This window comes from Gilliamella sp. HK2 (genome assembly GCF_001690265.1).
In the GTDB taxonomy this organism is placed as follows: Bacteria; Pseudomonadota; Gammaproteobacteria; order Enterobacterales; family Orbaceae; genus Gilliamella; species Gilliamella apicola_C.
In genome coordinates this window covers 22,249-44,119 of the sequence record NZ_LZGV01000114.1, presented here as the reverse complement: position 1 = coordinate 44,119, position 21,871 = coordinate 22,249, and the positions used below count along the sequence as shown (strand labels likewise).

The 21,871-nt window shown below is 33.9% G+C and carries 18 protein-coding genes; 17 read left to right on the top strand and 1 reads right to left on the bottom strand.

Annotation, left to right across the window (positions count from 1 at the left end):
- The first annotated feature begins 27 nt into the window (after nt 1–27).
- The 12 genes from A9G45_RS13135 (at nt 28) to A9G45_RS13080 (ending at nt 15,442) form a co-directional block, all read left to right on the top strand.
- Complete coding sequence (locus A9G45_RS13135) at nt 28–744, top strand: isoprenyl transferase (protein WP_065566872.1); 717 nt, start codon at nt 28–30, stop codon at nt 742–744.
- 9 nt (nt 745–753) lie between these two features.
- Complete coding sequence (locus A9G45_RS13130) at nt 754–1,611, top strand: phosphatidate cytidylyltransferase (protein WP_065566871.1); 858 nt, start codon at nt 754–756, stop codon at nt 1,609–1,611.
- A gap of 13 nt (nt 1,612–1,624) precedes the next feature.
- On the top strand, nt 1,625–2,971 hold the full coding sequence (rseP, locus tag A9G45_RS13125; protein WP_176701616.1) for an RIP metalloprotease RseP: 1,347 nt from the start codon (nt 1,625–1,627) through the stop codon (nt 2,969–2,971).
- A 25-nt stretch (nt 2,972–2,996) separates the two neighbouring features.
- A complete protein-coding gene (bamA, locus tag A9G45_RS13120; protein ID WP_065566869.1) occupies nt 2,997–5,420 on the top strand; it encodes an outer membrane protein assembly factor BamA in 2,424 nt (807 codons plus the stop codon).
- A gap of 37 nt (nt 5,421–5,457) precedes the next feature.
- The gene (locus tag A9G45_RS13115) at nt 5,458–5,946 is read left to right on the top strand and encodes an OmpH family outer membrane protein (protein WP_065566868.1); all 489 of its coding nucleotides are present in this window, start codon (nt 5,458–5,460) and stop codon (nt 5,944–5,946) included.
- Nucleotides 5,946–6,959, top strand: coding sequence for a UDP-3-O-(3-hydroxymyristoyl)glucosamine N-acyltransferase (lpxD, locus tag A9G45_RS13110; RefSeq protein WP_065566867.1), 1,014 nt, complete (start codon nt 5,946–5,948; stop codon nt 6,957–6,959). Before A9G45_RS13115 ends, lpxD begins: the two co-directional genes overlap by 1 nt.
- Before the next feature lie 121 nt (nt 6,960–7,080).
- Nucleotides 7,081–8,382 carry a trigger factor gene (gene tig / locus A9G45_RS13105; RefSeq protein WP_065566866.1) on the top strand — a complete coding sequence of 434 codons (1,302 nt, stop codon included), beginning with the start codon at nt 7,081–7,083 and terminating at the stop codon, nt 8,380–8,382.
- 92 nt (nt 8,383–8,474) lie between these two features.
- On the top strand, nt 8,475–9,077 hold the full coding sequence (gene clpP / locus A9G45_RS13100; protein ID WP_065566865.1) for an ATP-dependent Clp endopeptidase proteolytic subunit ClpP: 603 nt from the start codon (nt 8,475–8,477) through the stop codon (nt 9,075–9,077).
- 19 nt (nt 9,078–9,096) lie between these two features.
- A complete protein-coding gene (clpX, locus tag A9G45_RS13095) occupies nt 9,097–10,362 on the top strand; it encodes an ATP-dependent protease ATP-binding subunit ClpX (protein ID WP_218057135.1) in 1,266 nt (421 codons plus the stop codon).
- 183 nt (nt 10,363–10,545) lie between these two features.
- On the top strand, nt 10,546–12,981 hold the full coding sequence (gene lon / locus A9G45_RS13090) for an endopeptidase La (protein ID WP_081297929.1): 2,436 nt from the start codon (nt 10,546–10,548) through the stop codon (nt 12,979–12,981).
- A gap of 136 nt (nt 12,982–13,117) precedes the next feature.
- Nucleotides 13,118–14,977 carry a SurA N-terminal domain-containing protein gene (locus A9G45_RS13085; RefSeq protein ID WP_065566863.1) on the top strand — a complete coding sequence of 620 codons (1,860 nt, stop codon included), beginning with the start codon at nt 13,118–13,120 and terminating at the stop codon, nt 14,975–14,977.
- A gap of 153 nt (nt 14,978–15,130) precedes the next feature.
- Nucleotides 15,131–15,442, top strand: a complete 312-nt coding sequence (locus A9G45_RS13080; protein ID WP_065566862.1) for a ComEA family DNA-binding protein — start codon at nt 15,131–15,133, stop codon at nt 15,440–15,442.
- 43 nt (nt 15,443–15,485) lie between these two features.
- Here A9G45_RS13080 and priA read toward each other — a convergent pair whose 3' ends face one another.
- A complete protein-coding gene (priA, locus tag A9G45_RS13075) occupies nt 15,486–17,654 on the bottom strand; it encodes a primosomal protein N' (protein WP_065566861.1) in 2,169 nt (722 codons plus the stop codon).
- 215 nt (nt 17,655–17,869) lie between these two features.
- On the opposite strand from priA, the gene moaC reads away from it, so the two are divergent.
- From moaC to A9G45_RS13050, 5 genes are all read left to right on the top strand, one after another.
- Nucleotides 17,870–18,346 carry a cyclic pyranopterin monophosphate synthase MoaC gene (gene moaC, locus A9G45_RS13070; RefSeq protein WP_065566860.1) on the top strand — a complete coding sequence of 159 codons (477 nt, stop codon included), beginning with the start codon at nt 17,870–17,872 and terminating at the stop codon, nt 18,344–18,346.
- A gap of 18 nt (nt 18,347–18,364) precedes the next feature.
- The gene (gene moaD, locus A9G45_RS13065) at nt 18,365–18,610 is read left to right on the top strand and encodes a molybdopterin synthase sulfur carrier subunit (RefSeq protein ID WP_065566859.1); all 246 of its coding nucleotides are present in this window, start codon (nt 18,365–18,367) and stop codon (nt 18,608–18,610) included.
- 4 nt (nt 18,611–18,614) lie between these two features.
- Nucleotides 18,615–19,058 (top strand): molybdopterin synthase catalytic subunit MoaE, encoded by a 444-nt coding sequence (gene moaE / locus A9G45_RS13060; RefSeq protein WP_141673701.1) that lies wholly within the window; start codon nt 18,615–18,617, stop codon nt 19,056–19,058.
- A 59-nt stretch (nt 19,059–19,117) separates the two neighbouring features.
- Nucleotides 19,118–19,816, top strand: coding sequence for a Bax inhibitor-1/YccA family protein (locus A9G45_RS13055; protein ID WP_065566857.1), 699 nt, complete (start codon nt 19,118–19,120; stop codon nt 19,814–19,816).
- 178 nt (nt 19,817–19,994) lie between these two features.
- Nucleotides 19,995–21,839, top strand: a complete 1,845-nt coding sequence (locus A9G45_RS13050; protein ID WP_065566856.1) for a sulfatase-like hydrolase/transferase — start codon at nt 19,995–19,997, stop codon at nt 21,837–21,839.
- Nucleotides 21,840–21,871: the final 32 nt, after the last annotated feature.

The window sequence follows — 21,871 nt, the reverse complement described above, 5'->3', positions numbered from 1 at the left end:
AATGATTAATACAATACGAGATATCGCATGACACAAAAAAGAGGTATTCCAAGTCATGTGGCTATAATTATGGATGGTAATGGTCGTTGGGCTCAGCAACGTAACCAGTTACGCGCTGTTGGTCATCGGGCAGGATTAAAAACGGTACGGAAAATTGTGGCTTACGCGGCAACTTTAAAAGTTAAAGTTCTTACTTTATATGCATTTAGCAGTGAAAACTGGAGGCGCCCACCCAATGAAGTTTCCGCTCTAATTTCCCTTTTTATCTATGCATTAAAACGAGAAATCAAAAGTTTGAATAAAAATAATGTTCGCTTGAATATTATTGGTGATATATCTCGTTTTAGTGATAATTTACAAAATATGATTATTCAAGCGCAAAATTTAACCAAAAACAATTCAGGTTTAGTACTAAATATTGCCGCCAACTATGGTGGGCGTTGGGATATTTTGCAATCGGCAAAAAAAATGGCTACCCAAGTGACTAACGGTGAGATCACTTTAGATGAAGTAACAGAAGATCGTTTTGCTTCAATAATGTGTATGGGAGAATTTCCTGATGTTGATTTAGTTATCCGTACTGGGGGAGAATATCGAATCAGTAATTTTTTGTTATGGCAGATTGCTTATTCTGAACTCTATTTTACCGATACTTTATGGCCTGATTTTAACCAAACTTTATTTGATGAAGCAATCAATGCATTTAATGCCAGAGAGAGACGCTTTGGTGGCATTCGCAATTAAGGATCATTTATGTTAATTCATCGTATACTTGCTGCAGCTGTGCTTATTCCACTTGTCATAGTCGTTCTTTTTTTTGTTCCTTTATCTGTATTTTCTCTAACTATTATTTTGGTCTGTGGATTAGCTGCATGGGAATGGGCTCAGTTTCTTCATATTACTAAAAAACGTTCAAAATTAATATTTGCTCTTTCAATCGTTGTTTTATTAACTATACTTTATTTGATCCCAAATTCAGTTGAATTAAAAATAAAGCTATACACTGTGATTTTATTTTTATCAATTATATGGTGGCTAATTGCTTTGTATTTGGTGGTTAGTTATCCAGATACAACCAAATACTGGAGTGATTCAACGGTTATTCATTCAACTTTTATAAAGCTACTATTTGCTTTTTTTACGATAGTGCCATTTTTTATTGGAATGATTGAACTAAGAGCAATTAACTATATGTCTAATTCTTATACTGGTGCAGTTTGCTTACTTTATGTTTTTGTGTTGGTCTGGGCAACAGATACAGGTGCTTATTTTGCAGGACGCGCATTTGGTAAACGAAAATTAGCTGCAAAAGTTTCTCCAGGTAAGACCATAGAAGGTTTTATTGGTGGTATAAGTGTGGCTATCATAATTAGTATCATTGCTTATATACTTAATTTATTTGATATGACATTTAGTACATTTTTTATTAGCTCTTTATCGGCAATTTTTGTTTCGGTTTTAGGTGATTTAACTGAAAGCATGTTTAAGCGTGAAGCAGGTATAAAAGATAGTGGTCACTTAATTCCAGGTCATGGTGGAATTTTAGATCGTATTGATAGTTTAACTGCTGCTGTTCCTGTTTTTACTACATTATCTTTTTATTTATTATAAATGGAGATTGATTTTGCTGTGGTCACTGTTATTATTTGTTATTACGATTAGTATACTAGTTACTATTCATGAGTTTGGGCATTTTTATGTTGCTCGCTTATGTAAGGTTCAAGTTGAATGTTTTTCAATTGGTTTTGGTAAAAAATTATGGTCACATAAATTTTCAAGTGGAACAGAATTGGTAATTGCTATGATTCCACTTGGTGGTTATGTTAAAATGTTAAATACCAGATCAACAGCATTATCAAGCAATAGCAATAGCAATAGCAATAGCAATAGCAATAGCTTGGCATTTGATCAAAAGAAAATTTGGCAAAGGGCTGCAATTATTTTTGCAGGTCCGTTTGCTAATTTTGTGTTAGCTTTGATAAGCTATTGGATTATTTTTTTAATAGGTGTAAATGTTTATCCTGTTAAAATAAAGGAAGTGATACCTAACACACCTGCTTCCACTATAGCAATTCCAGTTGGTGCTGAATTGAAAACTATTGATAATATCAAAATTGAAACATGGCAAGATGTAAACTTGGCTTTAATCTCTCTAATGGGGAAGACTGATATGTCTTTCACCTATATTGATGGTGCCAATAATAGTGATCAAAAAAAAGAAGTTAAGAAAAGTGTAGATATTAGCAATTGGTATTTTGATATAGAAAAAGACTCAGCTATTACCGCATTTGGTTTTGTTCCTAAAGAGGTGGAAATTTATCCAATTGTGAGTAAAATTGTATCAGGTTCGGCAGCAGAACGTGCAGGTTTGCGTGTTGGCGATAAAATTATTGGTTATAATGATCAGCTATATACAAATTGGCAGGTTTTTTCCAACACGATTAAAAAAGCTCAAACAATGATGTTGAAGGTCAATCGGGAAAACAAAGATATTTATCTTACACTCGTGCCAACCGTTCAAAAAAACGGGGAAGGTGTTGCGGGATTATATCCTACAACTGATGTAAAAGTTGTGCAATATGGTTTTTTCGAAGGGTTTAATAAAGGTATAGCGCAAACGGCGTTAACTACAAAGTTAACTATTCGTTCGCTTTATCAATTAGTAACGGGTGTTATTGGTCTAGAACATATATCTGGCCCAATAACAATAGCAAAAGGCGCAGGGCAAACAGCAAGTTATGGTTTTACTTCTTACTTATATTTTCTAGCCTTTATAAGTATAAGTTTGGGAGTTATCAATCTTGTTCCATTACCTATATTAGACGGGGGACATCTTGTTTTTTTATTACTTGAAAAAATAAGAGGGCGAACCTTATCAAATAAAGCACAAGAGCGTTTTTCTCGTATTGGCTTTTTTTTATTAATGGTAATAATGGGAATTGCACTATTTAATGATATTTTACGGTTGTGATGGAATGAGGGCATAAATATTTACGATGAAAATAAATAAATTACTTATAGCATCTTTGTTGCTTAGTACTACAGCAGTATATAGTCCTAACGCATTTTGTATTGATGATTTTGTGGTAAAAGATATCAAATTTGAAGGTTTACAGCGTGTCACTGTTGGAGCTGCATTACTTGAAATGCCAATCCAAGTTGGTGATTATGTTAATGAAGCGGATTTAGGGCGTATAATTAAATCGCTTTATTCTAGTGGAAACTTTGATAATATTACTATTTCTCGTGATGGTGATCGGTTAATTGTTCATGTTCAAGAACGCCCAACTATTGCTAGTATAAGTTTTTCTGGTAATAAGTCAGTTAAAAATGACATGCTTAAGAAAAATCTAGATAGTTCAGGCATTCGTGAGGGTGAAGCTTTAGATCGCACTATGCTTTCAGGTATTGAAAAAGGCTTAGAAGATTTTTATTACAGTGTTGGTAAATATAATGCTCAAATTAAAGCTGTTGTAACTCCATTATCTCGTAATCGTGTCGATTTAAAATTAGTTGTTGCTGAAGGTAAATCAGCATTAATCGATCAGATCAATATTGTTGGAGCTAAGGCTTTTTCATCAGAAGAACTTATTTCACGTTTTACCTTGCGTGATGAAGTACCTTGGTGGAATATGCTTGGTGATCGTAAATATCAAAAACAAAAATTAGCCTCTGATTTGGATGAGTTACAAAGTTTTTATTTAAATCGTGGTTATGCTCGTTTCAATATTGAGTCAACACAAGTTAGTTTAACGCCAGATAAAAAAGGTATTTACGTTACAATTAATATCCATGAAGGTGAACAGTATAAGCTCTCTAAACTTGAGTTTATGGGTAATTTTGCAAATTATAAAGAAGCAATTGCTAAAATCGCTAACGAAAAAGTAACCGTTGGTGAGCTTTATAATGGTAAAAAAATTACTGAAATTGAGGATAGCATTAAACGTTTACTTGCTAATTTTGGTTATGCATATCCAAAAGTTTCCATTCAGCCAGAAATGGATGATTCAGAACATACGGCTAAATTAGTTGTTCTTGTTGATGTTGGTGAGCGTTTTTATGTTCGCAATATTAAGATAGTAGGAAATACCGTAACAAGCGAAAGTGTAATCCGTCGTGAGCTTCGACAAATGGAAGGAGCTTGGTTAAGTAACGGGTTAGTCGAATTAGGTAAAGAACGTTTAAATCGACTTGGCTTTTTTGATACTGTTGAAGCAAACACCGAGCGTGTGTCTGGTGTTGATGATCAAGTTGATATTATTTATAAAGTTGCTGAACGTAATACGGGTAGTATCAAATTTGGTGTTGGCGTCGGTTCTGATAGCGGTCTTAGCTTCAATGCAGGTATCTCTCAAGATAACTGGTTAGGCACAGGTAATAGTGTCTCATTTGATATTAACACTACTGATACAGATAAAACAGCGTCTGTTTCTATTGTTGATCCTTATTTTACTGTTGATGGTGTAAGTTTAGGCGGTAGCATTTACTATAACACCTATAAAAACGATGATAAAGATGATGAGTCAGAATATGCGAGCAAGACTTGGGGCGCTTCAGCTAATTTAGGTTTCCCTATTAGTGAAAATAATTTTGTTCGTTTTGGTGCCGAATACGCTAATCATAATTTGTCCGATATGCAAGCGCAATATAGTATGTGGCGTTATTTTGACTCCATGGGCGAAAATTTGAAAAATAAAAATTCTATTTCTTTCGATACTAATGATTTATTACTAAGCGCTTATTGGACATATAATTCTTTAGATCGTGGATTCTTCCCAACTGATGGCTTAAAAATGACAGCTAGCGCTAAATTCACTGCGCCATTATTTGATAACCGATTCTATAAACTGGTTTCAGATGCCTCTTACTATTATCCGATTGACAATGACCATAATTGGATATTCTTAACGCGAGCAAGAATTGGCTATGGAGGTGGTTTTGGTGGTAAAGAGTTACCATTTTACGAAAACTTTTATGCTGGAGGAGCATCAGTATTACGTGGTTTTAAATCCAATACTGTTGGTCCTAAAGCAGTATATCTTAATAAAAGTGGTGTGTGTGATAGTTTAGATAATACCTCTGGGTGTACAAAATCAAAAGATGCAGTAGGCGGTAATGCTATAGCTTTTGCTAGTACAGAGCTGATTGTTCCAACCCCATTTGCGGGTGAAAAATATGCTGATAATATTAGGACATCGTTATTTTTTGATGCAGGGACTGTATGGGATACCGAATGGAAACTAAAAGGAAATAATATTCCAGATTATAGTTCTCCATCGGATATTAGAATGTCGGCTGGTATTGCAGTACAATGGATGTCACCATTAGGTCCTTTGGTCTTTTCTTATGCTCAACCACTTAAGAAATATGAGGGTGATTCAGCACAACAGTTCCAATTTAATATAGGGTCTACATGGTAATTCCATGTTATAAATAAAAAACACATAGGTGATTAAAGTGAAGAAAATTATATCTATTCTTGGTGTTAGTTTAGCATTTCTTTTTGCAGGCGTTGCAAATGCGGAAATTAAAATTGGTGTGGTTGATGTTATGTCAGTTTTACAACGTATGCCTCAACGTGAATCGGTCGGTAAGGCGTTGGATAATGAATTTGAAGCAAGAGCCAAATCATTACAAGTCGAAGAAAAGAAAGCTGGTGATGCCGCTGCTCGCCTAAAAAAAGATGGCTTAACTTTGTCTTCTTCTGAAAAAGCTAAACTAAATAAGGTGATTTCTGATTTTGAAAATAAAGCGAAAGCTTTTTCAGCTGATTATCGTAAACGTGAAACAGAAGAAGCAGGCAAATTATTAACTAAAATCCAAGAAGCTGTTAAAGATATTGTTGAGACAGAAAAGTACGATCTTATCTTAAAAGCCGAAGCTACATTATCAGCTTCAGATGCGGTTGATATTTCAGATAAAGTATTGGCAAAGGTTAAAAAATAATGTTTGCTTTTCGTTTAGAGCAACTAGCTAAGCAACTTGATGCTAAATTACACGGTGATGCTGATTTAACTATCACTGGTATTGCATCAATGAAAAGTGCAATGTCAGGTCAAATTACTTTTTTATCTGACAAAAAATTACAAAATAATTTGTTAGAGTGCAAGGCTTCTGCTGTTGTAATGACAGAAGAAAGCCTTAAATTCTGGCATGGTGCAGCTCTGATTGTTAAAGATCCATATCTTGCATATGCAAAATTGGCACAATATCTTGATACTACGCCTGCTCCAGCTAAGGATATCGCTAGCTCAGCAGTGATTGATTCAACAGCTAAATTAGGTTGTAATATATCAATAGGCGCTAACGCAGTTATTGAAAGCGGTGTAGTGTTAGGCGATAATTGCGTTATAGGTGCTGGTAGTTTTGTAGGTAAAAATACCACAATAGGTGCAGGAACAAAATTATGGGCTAATGTTTCTGTTTATCATAATTGTGTTATTGGCGACAATTGCTTAATTCAATCAGGAACTGTAATTGGTGCAGATGGATTTGGTTACGCTAATGATAAAGGTAAGTGGATTAAAATTCCTCAACTAGGTCGAGTTGTTATTGGTAATAACGTTGAAATTGGCGCTTCAACGACAATCGATCGGGGAGCGCTTGATGATACTATTATCGGTAATGGCGTTATTATAGATAATCAATGCCAGATTGCTCATAACGATATTATCGGGGATCATACAGCGGTTGCTGGTGGCGTTATTATGGCAGGGAGCTTAACTATTGGTCGTCATTGCTTAATTGGTGGTGCAAGTGTTATTAATGGGCATATGGAAATATGTGATCAAGTTACCATAACTGGTATGGGTATGGTTATGCGCCCAATTACTGAACCAGGGATTTATTCATCAGGTATTCCATTGCAAGAAAATAAAGTTTGGCGAAAAACGGCTTCATTAGTTTTACATATTGACGAAATGAATAAACGTTTGAAGGCACTTGAGAAGAAACAGTGAAATGTCTCGACGTAAGCGGTTGCGGTCGGTATAATGCACGCCTATTTTTAAATTTTTTAGCTCAGTTATCGTTTTTATATAAATATGGGCAGATAATATTCAATAATTTCGAGGTATAAAGATGCAAGTTTCGGTAGAAACAACACAAGGTTTAGGTCGACGTTTATCAATTATAATTAAAGCTGAAGATATTACGAAAGCGGTTGATAAAGAACTTATTAATACGGCAAAAAAAGTACGTATTGATGGCTTCCGTAAGGGAAAAGTGCCTTTAAAAATTGTTGAACAACGTTATGGTGCTTCTATTTTACAAGATGCATTAAGTGACTTAATGCAACGAAATTTTGTTGAAGCAATTATTCAAGAAAAATTAAATCCGGTTGGTGCTCCAACTTATACACCACAAGAATATAAAAAGGGCGAAGATTATACCTTTACTGTTGAATTTGAAGTTTATCCAGAAGTCAAAGTTGAAAATTTAGATAAAATTGAAGTTGAAAAACCTATTGCTGAAGTAGCTGATGCGGATGTTGAAACTATGATTGAAACCTTACGCAAACAGCAAGGTGTTTGGAAAGAAGCAGATAAAGAAGCTAAAGAGCAGTATCGTGTTACTTTGGATTTTGTTGGTAAAGTTGATGATGCCGAATTTGAAGGTGGTAAGGCTAATGATTTTGCATTAGTATTAGGGCAAGGTCGTATGATTCCTGGTTTTGAAGATGCAATTATAGGGCATAAAGCGGGTGATCAGTTTGAAATTAATGTGACTTTCCCTGACGATTATCATGCTGAAAATCTAAAAGGTAAGCCAGCTGTATTTGCGGCAACACTTAAAAAGGTTGAAGAGCTAGAATTGCCAGAACTTACAGAAGATGTCATTAAACGCTTCGGTATTGCTGATGGCACTATTGAAAGCTTACGATCTGAAGTTCGTAAGAACATGACAAGAGAGCTCAATGCGACAATTCGCAATAAAGTCAAAATTCAAGCTATTGATGGTTTGGTTAAAAATAATGAAATTGATGTGCCTGAGGCATTAGTTGACCGTGAGGTTGATGTATTACGTCAGCAAGCTTTATCTCGTTTTGGTGGTAATGTAAAACCAGGTATGGAATTACCAAAAGAATTATTTGAAGCTGAGGCTAAAAAACGCGTTGTTACTGGTTTGTTGTTTAGCGAAATTATTGAAAGCAATAAATTAACAGCAGATGAATCGCGTGTTCAGGCATTAATTGATGAAATTGCAACTGCATATGAAGATCCAAAAGAAGTTTTAGAATATTATCGTAAAGATAAAAAAGCGATGGATAATATTCGAGCGGTAGCACTAGAAGATCAAGTTGTCGATCTGTTGTTGGCTAGTGCCAAAGTAACAGAAAAGAATTATTCGTTTTCCGAATTAATGAATCAGCAAACAGCTTAACTTACTAGTCTTTTCATTTTATATAAAAAGATCACTATAAAGCCCAAATAAGAATTGTCTGTTTGGGCTATTTTGTTAATTAGGAGATAAAAATGCCTTTAGAATCATATATGGGTGTTGTTCCAATGGTTGTTGAGCAAAGTTCTCGTGGTGAGAGAGCTTATGATATTTACTCACGATTATTAAAAGAGCGAGTTATATTTTTGACTGGGCAAGTTGAAGATAATATGGCAAATCTGATTATCGCTCAAATGTTATTTTTAGAAGCTGAAAATCCTGATAAAGATATCTATTTATATATTAATTCACCTGGTGGTGTCGTTACTGCTGGCATGGCTATTTATGACACAATGCAATTTATAAAACCCGATGTCAGTACAATTTGTTTAGGACAAGCATGTTCAATGGGGTCATTACTTTTAACAGCTGGCACTAAAGGTAAACGTTATTGCTTACCTAATGCCCGTGTAATGATTCACCAACCATTAGGTGGCTTCCAAGGGCAGGCTTCAGATATCCAAATACATGCACAAGAGATTTTACAGGTAAAAAACCGCTTAAATAATATTTTAGCCATGCACACCGGCCAAGATATTAGTGTGATTGAAAAAGATACCGATCGTGATAATTTTATGTCTGCCGATAAAGCAGTTGAATATGGCCTAGTTGATGCCATATTTAGTAAACGATCTTAATATTAGGTAGGTGGTAAAAGTGAATAAGAAAAGTTCAGAAAAATTACTTTATTGCACTTTTTGTAGTAAAAGTGAGCATGAAGTCCGTAAACTTATTGCTGGGCCAGAATCTATTTATATTTGTAACGAATGTATAGGCTTATGCAATGAGATATTAAAAGAAGAAACGAAAAGTTCTCTTTCCTATGAAGAATTTATTAATAAGACACTGCCAACACCACATGAAATCAGAGAGCATCTTGATGAATATGTAATTGGTCAAGAGAAAGCCAAAAAAGTTTTATCTGTCGCTGTCTATAATCATTACAAACGATTACGTAATCATGCGAGTCGCGCTGATGTTGAATTAGGCAAAAGTAATATCTTGCTCATAGGACCTACTGGTAGTGGCAAAACGTTATTAGCTGAAACACTAGCTCGTTTTTTAGATGTGCCTTTTGCCATGGCTGATGCGACAACATTAACTGAAGCTGGTTATGTTGGTGAAGATGTAGAAAATATTATTCAAAAATTATTACAGAATTGTGATTATGATGTTGAAAAAGCCCAGCGGGGTATTATCTATGTTGATGAAATTGATAAAATTTCACGAAAATCAGATAATCCATCTATTACCAGAGATGTATCAGGCGAAGGCGTTCAACAGGCTTTATTGAAGATTATTGAAGGTACTATTGCTTCAGTTCCTCCAAAAGGTGGGCGTAAGCATCCTCAGCAAGAGTTTCTACAAGTTGATACTTCAAAAATTCTATTTATTTGTGGTGGTGCATTTAGTGGATTGGATAAAGTCATCGAAAATCGTGTATCAACTAATACAGGAATAGGTTTTGGTGCTGAGGTTAAAAGTACTAAAAATAAAGTTTCTGAATCGGAACTATTAGCTCAAATCGAGGCTGAAGACTTAGTTAAGTTTGGCTTAATTCCAGAGTTTATTGGAAGATTACCTGTTATTGGTACATTATCTGAATTGGATAAAAATGCCTTAATTAATATACTAACTGAACCTAAAAATGCCCTAACTAAGCAATTTAAAACGTTAATTGAGTTAGATGGTGTAGAGCTTGAGTTTACTAAAGAAGCTCTAGATGCTATTGCTATAAAGGCGATGCAACGAAAAACAGGAGCACGAGGTTTGCGTTCAATTGTGGAAAATATATTATTGGATACAATGTATGACTTACCATCAATGAATACTATTAAAAAAGTGATTGTAGACAAAGATACTGTTGAAAGATCTCAAGCTCCGAAATTAGTACATTGTGAAAGTGATGAACTTTCTGCTTAAAATATAAATTTGCCATCATAAATATGATGGCAAAACATGTAAACTAAGAATTAGTACTAAAGTTGCCAATACTGCTAATAATGTTTCATAACTAGTGTAATTTTAATCAAAAAAGATAGGCTTGAATATCTAAAAACGATCCCAATATTTATCTAATGGGTTTGTACTACTAGAGAGAATAAAATGAATATAAAACGAACTAAACATATAATTATGCCTATTTTACCATTACGTGATGTTGTTGTATTTCCTCATATGGTAATCCCTCTCTTTGTTGGTCGAAGTAAATCAATACGTTGCTTGGAAAGGGCAATGGAAATGGATAAACAAGTCTTTCTTGTAACCCAAAAAGATCCATCTCAAGATGATCCTGCTATAGATGATTTATATGAAGTTGGAACTGTAGCTAATGTTTTACAGCTACTAGAATTACCTGATGGAACAGTGAAGGTTCTTGTTGAAGGTGTTGAACGAGCAAAAATGCTTGATGTAGTTGAGCATGACGACAATGAATTTTTCATTGCTGAGGTTAAACCATTAAGTGAAACAAAAATGGCTTCAGATATAAGTGAGGCTATGATTCGCTTAACTTTATCTAATTTTGATGAGTACTCAAAGTTTAATAAAAAAATAGCTCAGGAAGTGGTTGATTCTATTCGTTTACTTAAAGAGCCATCTCATTTAGCTGATTCTATTGCTGCTACTCTATTTTTAAAAGTTAATCAAAAACAAGAGATTTTAGTAACAGTTAACCTTGCTAAACGTTTTGAATTGCTTATTTCATTGATGGAATCAGAAATTGAATTATTACAAGTTGAAAAAAATATACGGCAACGTGTTAAACAGCAAATGGAAAAAGCTCAAAAAGAGTATTATCTCAATGAGCAAATTAAAGCTATCCATAAAGAATTAGGTGATATAGATAATAAGACTGATGAATACGAAGAGCTAAAAGAAAAAATCACTAAAGCTAAAATGCCAAAAGAGGCTGAGGATAAAGCATTAGCTGAACTTAATAAGTTAAAAATGATGCCAGCAATGTCCGCAGAAGCAACGGTTGTTCGAGGTTATATTGATTGGATGATTCAAGTTCCTTGGTATAAGTGTAGTAAAGTTAGAAAAGATATTGAAGGGGCACAAAAAGTTTTAGATAAAGATCATTATGGACTTGAACGTGTAAAAGATAGAATTTTAGAATATTTAGCAGTTCAAAGTCGCGTTAATAAAGTGAAAGGACCTATTTTATGTTTGGTTGGTCCCCCAGGAGTAGGTAAAACATCACTGGGTCAATCGATAGCTAAAGCAACAGGACGTCAGTATATTCGTATGGCATTAGGTGGCGTGCGCGATGAGGCTGAGATTCGAGGGCATAGACGCACTTACATTGGTTCGATGCCAGGTAAATTGATTCAACGTATGGCAAAAGTGGGGGTTAAAAATCCATTATTTTTACTAGATGAAATTGATAAGATGGCAACTGATATGCGTGGTGATCCTGCATCAGCATTATTAGAAGTGCTTGATCCAGAACAAAATAATGCATTTAGTGACCATTATTTGGAAGTTGATTACGATTTATCCGATGTAATGTTTGTTGCAACTGCTAATTCTATGAATATTCCAGCGCCATTATTGGATAGAATGGAAGTTATTCGCCTTTCTGGTTATACGGAGGACGAGAAGCTGAATATTGCTAAGCAACATTTGATCGCTAAGCAGATAGAAAACAATGGCTTAAAATCAAGAGAAATTAGTATTGATGACTCAGCCATTATTGGAATTATTCGTTATTATACGCGCGAAGCAGGCGTTCGAGGCTTAGAAAGAGAGATTGCAAAAATTTGCCGTAAAGTTGTTAAAAAATTGGCGTTAGACAGCAAATTGAAGAAAGTAACTGTGACACAGAATAACTTAAAAGATTTCTTGGGGATACAGCGTTTCGATTATGGTAAAACGGATAATGAGAACCGAATCGGTCAGGTTATTGGTCTTGCATGGACAGAAGTAGGTGGTGACTTACTTACTATTGAATCAGTAAGTGTAATAGGTAAGGGAAAATTAACTTATACAGGCTCATTAGGCGATGTTATGCAAGAGTCAATACAAACAGCCTTGACAGTTGTTCGATCTCGTGCAGAAAAATTGGGTATTAATAGTGATTTTTATGAAAAGCGAGACATCCATGTACATGTGCCAGATGGTGCAACTCCCAAAGATGGACCAAGTGCGGGTATAGCTATGTGTACCTCATTAATTTCAACATTAACAGGCAACCCTGTTTGTTCGGATGTTGCGATGACGGGTGAAATAACATTACGTGGAGAGGTATTACCTATTGGGGGACTAAAAGAGAAGTTATTAGCTGCTCACCGAGGCGGGATTAAAACGGTATTGATTCCAATGGATAATGTTAAAGATTTGGAAGAAATCCCTGATAATGTGAAATCTGAAATTGATATACGCCCAGTAAAATGGATTGATGAAGTGCTCACAATTGCGCTAAAAAATAATCCATTAGGTATAGAGCCAATAGATAAAAAAGTCACATTGAAGCAACCAGCGAAAAAAGCTATAAAGAAAGTAAAAAATAATGTTGGGAATTCTGTTAGATTAAATTAATCTATCTTATAATTTAAAAAAAGATCAACTTTATGTTGATCTTTTTTTTGAGGCTTAACATTCTGGCAATAGCCAATTTAGTTAAATGTGCTATACTTTCAAAATTCAACATTAGGTATATGGAGAATCGCAAGAAATGATGGAAACAATCCGAACAGCAGCAAATAATATTTTTGTTAAGATTATTTTTGCAATAATTATTTTATGTTTTATTTTCACAGGCGTCGGATTTTTGGGCTTTAGCGGTGGTAATAGCCCACGAGATCAGCAGCTGTACATAGCAAAAGTTGATGGTGAGGGTATTAGCAGAGCTGAATTTGAAGCCCAAGCAAGAGCTTTAACAGCAAAGGCTGGCGGTGATAGTTCTTTTATTAAGCAGATACGCCGTAATGTATTATCTCATCAAATTGATAATTATTTAGCTTATAAGTTTTCGCAAAGTATTGGTGTAGCTATTAGTAATGATCAGATTAAAAAGTTTATTAAGAAACAAAGAGACTTTTTCAAAAATGGTAAATTTGATAATCAAACTTATTTAAATCTTCTTGCTGAAAATCATTTCACTCCAGATAGTTATGCCGAAATTATAAGAACCGTATTACAACAACAACAAACTGTTAATGCTATAGTAAATAGTGGCTTTGTTTTGCCAAATGACTCCGAAATAGGCTCACTCAAAAATCAAACTAGAAATGTATACGCTACTTTAGTTGATACTTCTATAGGTGGTATTGATGAATTAAATGTTACGTTAGATGATGAACAAAAATATTATGATGAACATCCCAAAGAGTTTTTTAAAAGTGAACGAGTAAAAGTTAAATATATCGTGGCTTCTGAAGACTTAATAAGAAAAACAATTGTTGTTACTGAAAGTGATTTAAGAAATGAATATGATAAAAACATTAAAAATTATTCATATCCAGCAAAGAAAGCTTACAGTATAATTTTTGTAACCGATAAAGAACAAGCTAATAAAATTGCTAAAGAACTTTCTTCTGGAGCTGATTTCGAAAAGATGGTTAAAACAAACCAACAAGATAATCATACCTCTCCATATGGTGAGAACAGTTTTTTGGGCTGGTTTGCTGATGATGATTCTTTACCTAAATTTCTTAAAGATGCTAAGTTGAATAAAGTAGGTAAAACTTCCTTGCCAATCGCTGTGGATGATGGGTATGTGATAGTAAAATTGGATGGTATGCAATCTAAAAAATTTATGGATTATGATTATGCAAAATATCAAATTGATTCAAAGTTAACTAAGCAAAAAATACAACAAGCTTTAGAAAAGCAAGAAAAAATGATTAATGCTGCTTTGAAAAAATCTCCTAAGAACATTGAAGAACTTGCTGAAAAAGTTGGTCTTGAAGTAAGAACTTCGGATTGGATCACTTTCAATGATAAGTTTTCGATTGCTTCTCATCCTGAAGTGAGAGATGTCATTTTTAGTGACGAAATGATTGTTGATGAGAAAGCAACTAATAAAATTTCTGATTTAATAACAGCAGATAGAAATTATGGAAAGTATGATTTTGTTGTACAAACAGTTGATTATCGCCCTGAAGGCATTGCCCCTTTTGATGAAGTTAAAGATGAAATCCATAAAAAGCTTTTTGCAGAAATGGCTAAAAAACAATTTAAATCAAATATTGATAATGCATTGGTTCAACTAAATGAAAAAGGAAGTGCTAAAAACGTACAGTTTGCAAAAAAATATACGTTGAATCGAAATTCAACCGAAATTGATCAAAACGTTGTTAATATGGTTTTTAATTTACACCCTTTAGCATCAGGAAAACCTGTTTATGGTGCGGAACTTTTGGATGATAAAACAGCGTATATTGTTGCGCTAACTAAGGTAGATACACCAAAAGAATACAAAGATATTTCTTCAGAACTATTACCTATATTACTTAATGATATGCATTATTATCTTGCCACAGATATACGTTCTAAGGCTAAGATAGAAATTATGCCTGATGCAAATTTGTGATTTAACCTCCAAAATAGTAGAAATAATAGCAAAAATGGAAAGTCACCTAGGTGGCTTTTCTCATTTTTATTATTCATGAAATTTTTTCATTTGATTAAGTGAGATAGTTGTAAAGCAAATTTATTTGCGTAACTATTTTAAGAGGTTAATCAAATGAAAGTATTTCCATTATTATGTATTATGTTATCAAGCTTTATTTTTTCAAACACAAGTTTTGCCGATTCGGCTTCTACAACACCAGAGCCAATAAAACAGGAACAAAAACAAATTGTTCAAGTAAATATAAATACTGCAACAGCAGAAGAGCTATCAAAAATGTTGAGTGGAATTGGCCCGAATAAAGCTCAGAAGATTATAGAATATCGAGAAAAATTTGGGCCTTTTGTTTCAGTTGAGCAGTTAAAAGAAGTTTCAGGTATCGGACAGGCAACACTGGACAAAAATGCTGGTAAAATAACATTATAATTTATTATTTCCACCAATTGGTATTGGTGGAAATAATATTACGTTAATTATCGATAGGATCTACATCAATACTCCATCTCAATTTTGATGTTTCACTCCATTTAGCGATTGTTATTAATAATTGATCTAATATTTGTTGTAATTGTTGTCTATTTGTATGCTGAAGGAGTAATTGCCAACGATGGTAACCTGCTTTCTTCGGTTGGCTAGCTGGCATTGGTCCAAGTTGCCATAAAGCAGGCCCATAATGTACTTTTAACCAATCATGAATATGCTGTAAAAATGCAGGAGCATAATGGTTATTCCGATCTGCAGCACGAATTAATGCTTGGTAACTAAATGGCGGTAATTGTGTTTGTTGCCGCTCTTGCAGTGTTAGTTTAGCAAATTGTTGATAGCCTTTAGTCAGTAAAATGTTCAACAAAGGGTGATCTGGATGATGAGTTTGTAAAATAACTTCCCCCGCTTTTGCTTCACGACCAGCTCTTCCTGATACTTGAGTATAAATTTGAGCAAATCGTTCAGTTGCACGAAAATCGCTTGAAAATAAAGCGCCGTCGACATCAATAATTCCAACTAAAGTAACATCAGGAAAATGATGCCCTTTAGCCAAAATTTGTGTACCAACTAAAATATGTGCACCACCTTGTTGGATCGTTTGTAGATAGGTATCTAATGAACCTTTTTTACTAACTGTATCGCGATCAATACGGCTGATCTTGATGTAAGGAAAAAGCACTTCAAGTTGTTGTTCAAGTTGTTCCGTTCCAAACCCAATTGGCATTAAATGTGTAGAGCCACATTTTGGACACTGTTTCGGCACTGTTCTTGGCGTATCGCAATAGTGGCAAATTAGTTTTTTTTGTTTTTGATGAAATGTGTAAGGCCTATCACAACGGGGGCATTCGGCAATCCAACCGCAATCATGGCATATCAATAGTGGTGAAAATCCTCGACGATTTAAAAATAACATTACCTGATTATTGTTAGACAAATGTTTTTTTATTTGTTCAATTAAAGGTTGAGATAAGCCAGAAGTAAGCACTAACCCACGTATATCCAAAATTGATTGTTTAGCTAGTGTTGCATTACCTGCTCTTTCCGTTAATGGCAATAAATGGTATTTTTTGTTTTGCGCATTATTAAGTGTTTCAAGAGATGGGGTTGCTGAACCTAAAATAATTGGAATATTATTAAATTTAGCGCGAATAATTGCTAAATCTCGCGCATGATAACGCCAGCCTTCTTGCTGTTTATAGGAATTATCATGTTCTTCATCAATAATAATCATTCCTAGGTTTTTAAATGGGGTAAAAAGCGATGAACGAGTACCAACAACAATAGCATTTTCTCCATGTTTGCTTCTTAACCAAACGTTAAGCCTTTGCTTATCTGTTAATCCTGAGTGTAAAATATCAATAGGTGCATTAAAGCGTTGTTTAAAACGTTTTATTGTTTGTGGTGTTAAGCCAATTTCAGGAACTAATACTAACGCTTGTTTCCCTGCTGCTAAAATAGTCGATAGCACATTTAGATACACTTCAGTCTTACCTGATCCAGTCACTCCTTGTAGCAAAAATACCTTAAATTGGTTATTTTCCTCATTCACTGCATTTATAGCATGGGTCTGTTCTTTATTTAGTTGAATAGAGCTAGCATTAGTTGAAAAATTTGTTTGCCATTGAATATTACTAGGCAGATAGGTGACTTGTTCTATAAGTTGTTTCTTTTGTAATTCGTTATACGTGGCACTACTTACATTCGTGTCAGGTATAGTATTATTTCTAAATGAAGATAATAATAACTTTTGTTTTGGAGCACGAGATAGCAATTGCAGATCTATATGTTTTCCTAATGCTGTTAATTGCCATCGTTTTGCCTCATCTTTGACTGCTTGGTGCCCTTGCCTGAGTAAAATAGGCATAGCATGGAATAAAACTTCACCAATAGGATAATGGTAATAACTAGCCGCCCACTCTAATAATTGCCAGATAGAAGGGGGAAAAACAGGCTCTGTATCAATAACTGTCGTAATTGATTTTAAGTTTTTTATATCAAACTCAGTTTTTTCATCAATACTAACAATAATTCCTATTATGTTACGTTTGCCAAAAGGCACTTTCACCCGCATTCCAATCTGAACAGGTTTCGCCAATTGGTAATCAAACAGTTGGTAAAGTGGTACAGGCAAGGCTATATGAGCAATAAGCATCAAAAATCACAAATGTTACGATTAATATAAAGCTATATTGTACGCAGTTTTTACTTAACCCGCAAAAGCTATCAAAGGCAATTTATTATTACAGAAAAATTTGTTTGTTCACCGAGATATATTAGTTGGTAAACTAATATGCAATAGTGGTAACTATTCGTAAAATTTGCTATCTTGGCTATAGTTAATGAGAATAAATTGTAAAGGATAAAATAATGCTCAAATCATTTTCGCATATTAATCAACATGGTGATGCTCATATGGTTGATGTTTCAGATAAGCAGATAACAATGCGAGAAGCAAGTGCTGAGTCATTGGTTTTAATGAAAACTGAAACACTGAATATGATTATTGATGGTAAACATCATAAAGGAGATGTTTTTGCAACGGCAAGAATTGCTGGTATTCAAGCGGCTAAAAAAACATGGGAGCTTATCCCGCTTTGCCACCCGCTTTTTTTGAGTAAAATTGAAATTAAAATCGAACCAGATCGAATAAACAATTGTGTTAAGATTCAATCTTTTTGTCGATTAAATGGGCAAACCGGTGTCGAAATGGAAGCAATGGTTGCAGCCTCTGTCGCTGCTTTAACTATTTATGACATGTGTAAAGCTGTACAAAAAGATATAGTGATTTCTCAGGTGCGCTTGCTGACCAAAAGTGGTGGTAAGTCGGGTGATTTTATAGCCTAAAAAGTTAGTAGAGATAAGATGAATAAAGTTATTTTTTTTGCACAAATTAGAGAATTAGTGGGAACTACGTGTGTTATGTTAGATGCTAATGAACTTTCAGTTTCTCATCTTATTGAGCAGTTAAGTCAACGCGGTGATCGGTGGCTATTGGCTTTTACGGAAAGTGCTGTTTTATGTGCAGTAAATCAAACTTTGGTTGATCTTGATTATATTATTCAAGAAAACGATGAAATTGCATTCTTTCCACCTGTAACAGGAGGATAGCATTATGGATCTTATCAAAGTTAATAACGACCCTATTGATGTTAATCAGCTTAATGATTGGCTTTCTCAATTACCGCAAGATGGAGCTATTGTCACTTTTATGGGCAAAGTTCGTAGTCTTGAAAAGCAAACGATAAGCCTATTTTTAGAACATTATGCAGGTATGACAGAAAGAGTGCTAGCTAATATCGCAGCTCAAGCAAGAGAACGTTGGCAATTAAGCCGAATAGCAATAATTCATCGGGTGGGTGAAATTAATGCCAATGAGCAAATTGTTTTTGTGGGCGCGAGTAGTGCACATCGCTCAGATGCATTTGCTGCCACAGAGTTTATTATAGATATATTAAAGAGCGAAGCGCCTTTTTGGAAGAAAGAAAGAACACCTAACGGGCAAAATTGGGTAGAAGCTAAAAAAACAGATAAAGAGGCATTGAAAAAATGGCTTTAGATATAATTTAGGTTATAATGATACAAAGTTATATCATTCTTTTTAATGAGAGGTTATTAATGAAAAATTATTCGCCTAATGGTTCAATCATTGAACAAACAGGTAGCCGTATTCAAACATATATGAGCCATGTCTATGGTTGGATGACAGTTGGATTGTTATTAACAGCTTTGGTGGCTTGGTATGCATCTAGTAATGTTGAGCTTTTGAACTTATTATACCAAGGCATGTGGGTATTGTTGATTGCTGAGATTGGATTAGTTTTTGTCATTTCTGGCTTAATTAATCGACTTTCTGGGGCTGTTGCGACAACGTTATTTATGCTTTATTCAGTTTTAAATGGTTGTACGTTCTCAATTTACTTTATTGTTTATACATCATCTTCGATAGCAAGCGTATTTTTTATTACAGCTGGTATGTTTGCTGCTTTGGCTTTTTACGGTTATACCACTAAACGAGATCTATCAGGATTTGGACGTTTCTTGTTTATGGGGTTAATTGGTATTGTCATTGCTTCAATAGTAAATATCTTTATGCATAGTCAGCCATTAATGTGGGCAATTACTTATATAGGTGTATTTGTTTTTGCTGGGTTAACGGCTTATGATACACAAAAACTTAAAGAGTTAGGCGATCAATTATCACAAGATGACCCCAATATGTTTAGACGATTTGTTATTTTAGGAGCATTAACGCTTTATCTCGATTTCATTAACTTATTTATTATGTTATTGAGAATCTTTGCCGATCGTCGATAATTTTTTTATTCCAATTAAGTGAAAAGGGCTCCTAAAGTGAGCCCTTTTTGTTAATATTTTATGAGAAATTTATTTAGCAGTGCTAGTTTGTTAAAAAGTTTCAAGAAAGAACCACTTTTAAGTATAAAATGCTGTAATATTCATATAATATAAAGTGAACTTCTTGATAACAAATACTATGAAAAAATTATACCCCTTTGTTCTAATTAATATCTTTATTTCATCAATAATAGCAATTCGATTCTTTCTTGTTCCTGGGGGCTCATTTCATTGGCTAGGGATGGTATTTTCAATATTTGCGGTATTGGGGCATTTCTTCTCTGCCTACTTGCTACTTTTAATTATTTGTACTCCTCTGCTTTTACTTAAGCAATTTATTCGTAATATCATTCTTGCTATTTTATTTAGTTTTTTCCAAATTGGATTATATATTGATACGATTGTTTTTGAACAATACCGGTTTCATATAAATCAATCTGTTTTATCGATGGTTTTTTCTGGTCAGATTGTTGATTTTTCAATGTTGACTTACCTTTTAATGCTTGTGCTTATTGTTATTTCATTTTGTGCAGAGTATTTCATTCTTTATTTTGTTAATAATAAGTTGGTTTTATCGCAAAAAAAATCAAGAATTATCTTACTATCAACAATATTTCTTTTTAGTTCATTTTTGATTAGTCATGTAGTGCATATGATCGCATTTTATTATGCTTATTCGCCTATTATGGCAGTAAAAGAATATATTCCACTTTATCGCCCATTTACATCAAAAAAAATTATGAGTTTTTTTGATGAAAAAGGGCAAAGAAAAGTTGTGTATAATAAGGACAATAGTAATGCCAGTGTTTATTATCCAAAAAATCCACTGGTGATTAATCCAGATAATAATAAACCTAAAAATATTATGTTTATTGTTTTAGATTCTTGGCGATATGATACATTTAGTGAAGAAATTTCTCCTAATACATTTCGTTTTGTTAAGCAAAATAATGGTGTAATTTTTGATAACCATTATTCAACGGGTAATGCAACACGTACTGGTATTTTTGGATTGTTTTATGGTATTCCTGGTACCTATTGGGATGCGTTTTTACGAAATAGTATTCCTTCACTATTTATTACTACATTACAGAAAGAAAATTATAATATTGGCATCTTTACGTCAGCTAAAGTTTCTGCTCCTGAGTTTGATCGAACCGTATTTGTCACTATCAAAAATTTAAGAATCAGTAGTAAAGATGGTTCGGCATCAAGTCGAGATAAGCAAATCACAGACGATTGGCTGGCATGGTATAAAACACGAGATGCTTCTAAACCAACATTTTCATTTTTATTTTATGATGCTCCTCACGCTTATGATTTCGCTGCCGATTCATTGGTAAAATTTAAACCTATTGGTGATTTAAATTATATGACATTGAATAATGACACCGATCCTTTGCCAATTTTTAATCGCTATAAGCAAAGTGTTTATTATGACGATTCTTTATTGCAAAATGTCTACGATGAACTAGTTAAATCAAACTCATTAGAAGACACAATAGTAGTCATTACTGGCGATCATTCTCAAGAGATGAATGATAATAAATTAGGATTTTGGGGGCATAATGGTAATTATACGGATGCGCAAACAAAAGTCCCTTTTATTATCATTGGAGGAAAAGAGTTAGAAAAAATCAAAGGTAATAGCAGAAAACTAACTAGTCATGAAGATGTTGTTCCAACCTTAATGAAACACTATTTATATGTGAAAAATGATATAAGTGATTATTCGACAGGTTATGATTTATTTAGCTCCATCGTCGATCGTAACTGGCTTTTAATGTCAAATTATAGTTCTTATGCGGTAAAGACATCTAGTAATATCTATCTTGTGAATCGATTAGGTATTAGTCATCATATGGATTTACATAATCGTGAAATTAATGAAACACCGAATTATCAATACATTTATGAGGCTATGAATCATATGCGCTATTTTTTTCAACCAGAGAAAAATAGTTTAAGCAATAAATTAGATTAAATTAGAGGAAATATCCGCCATTAGGCGGATAA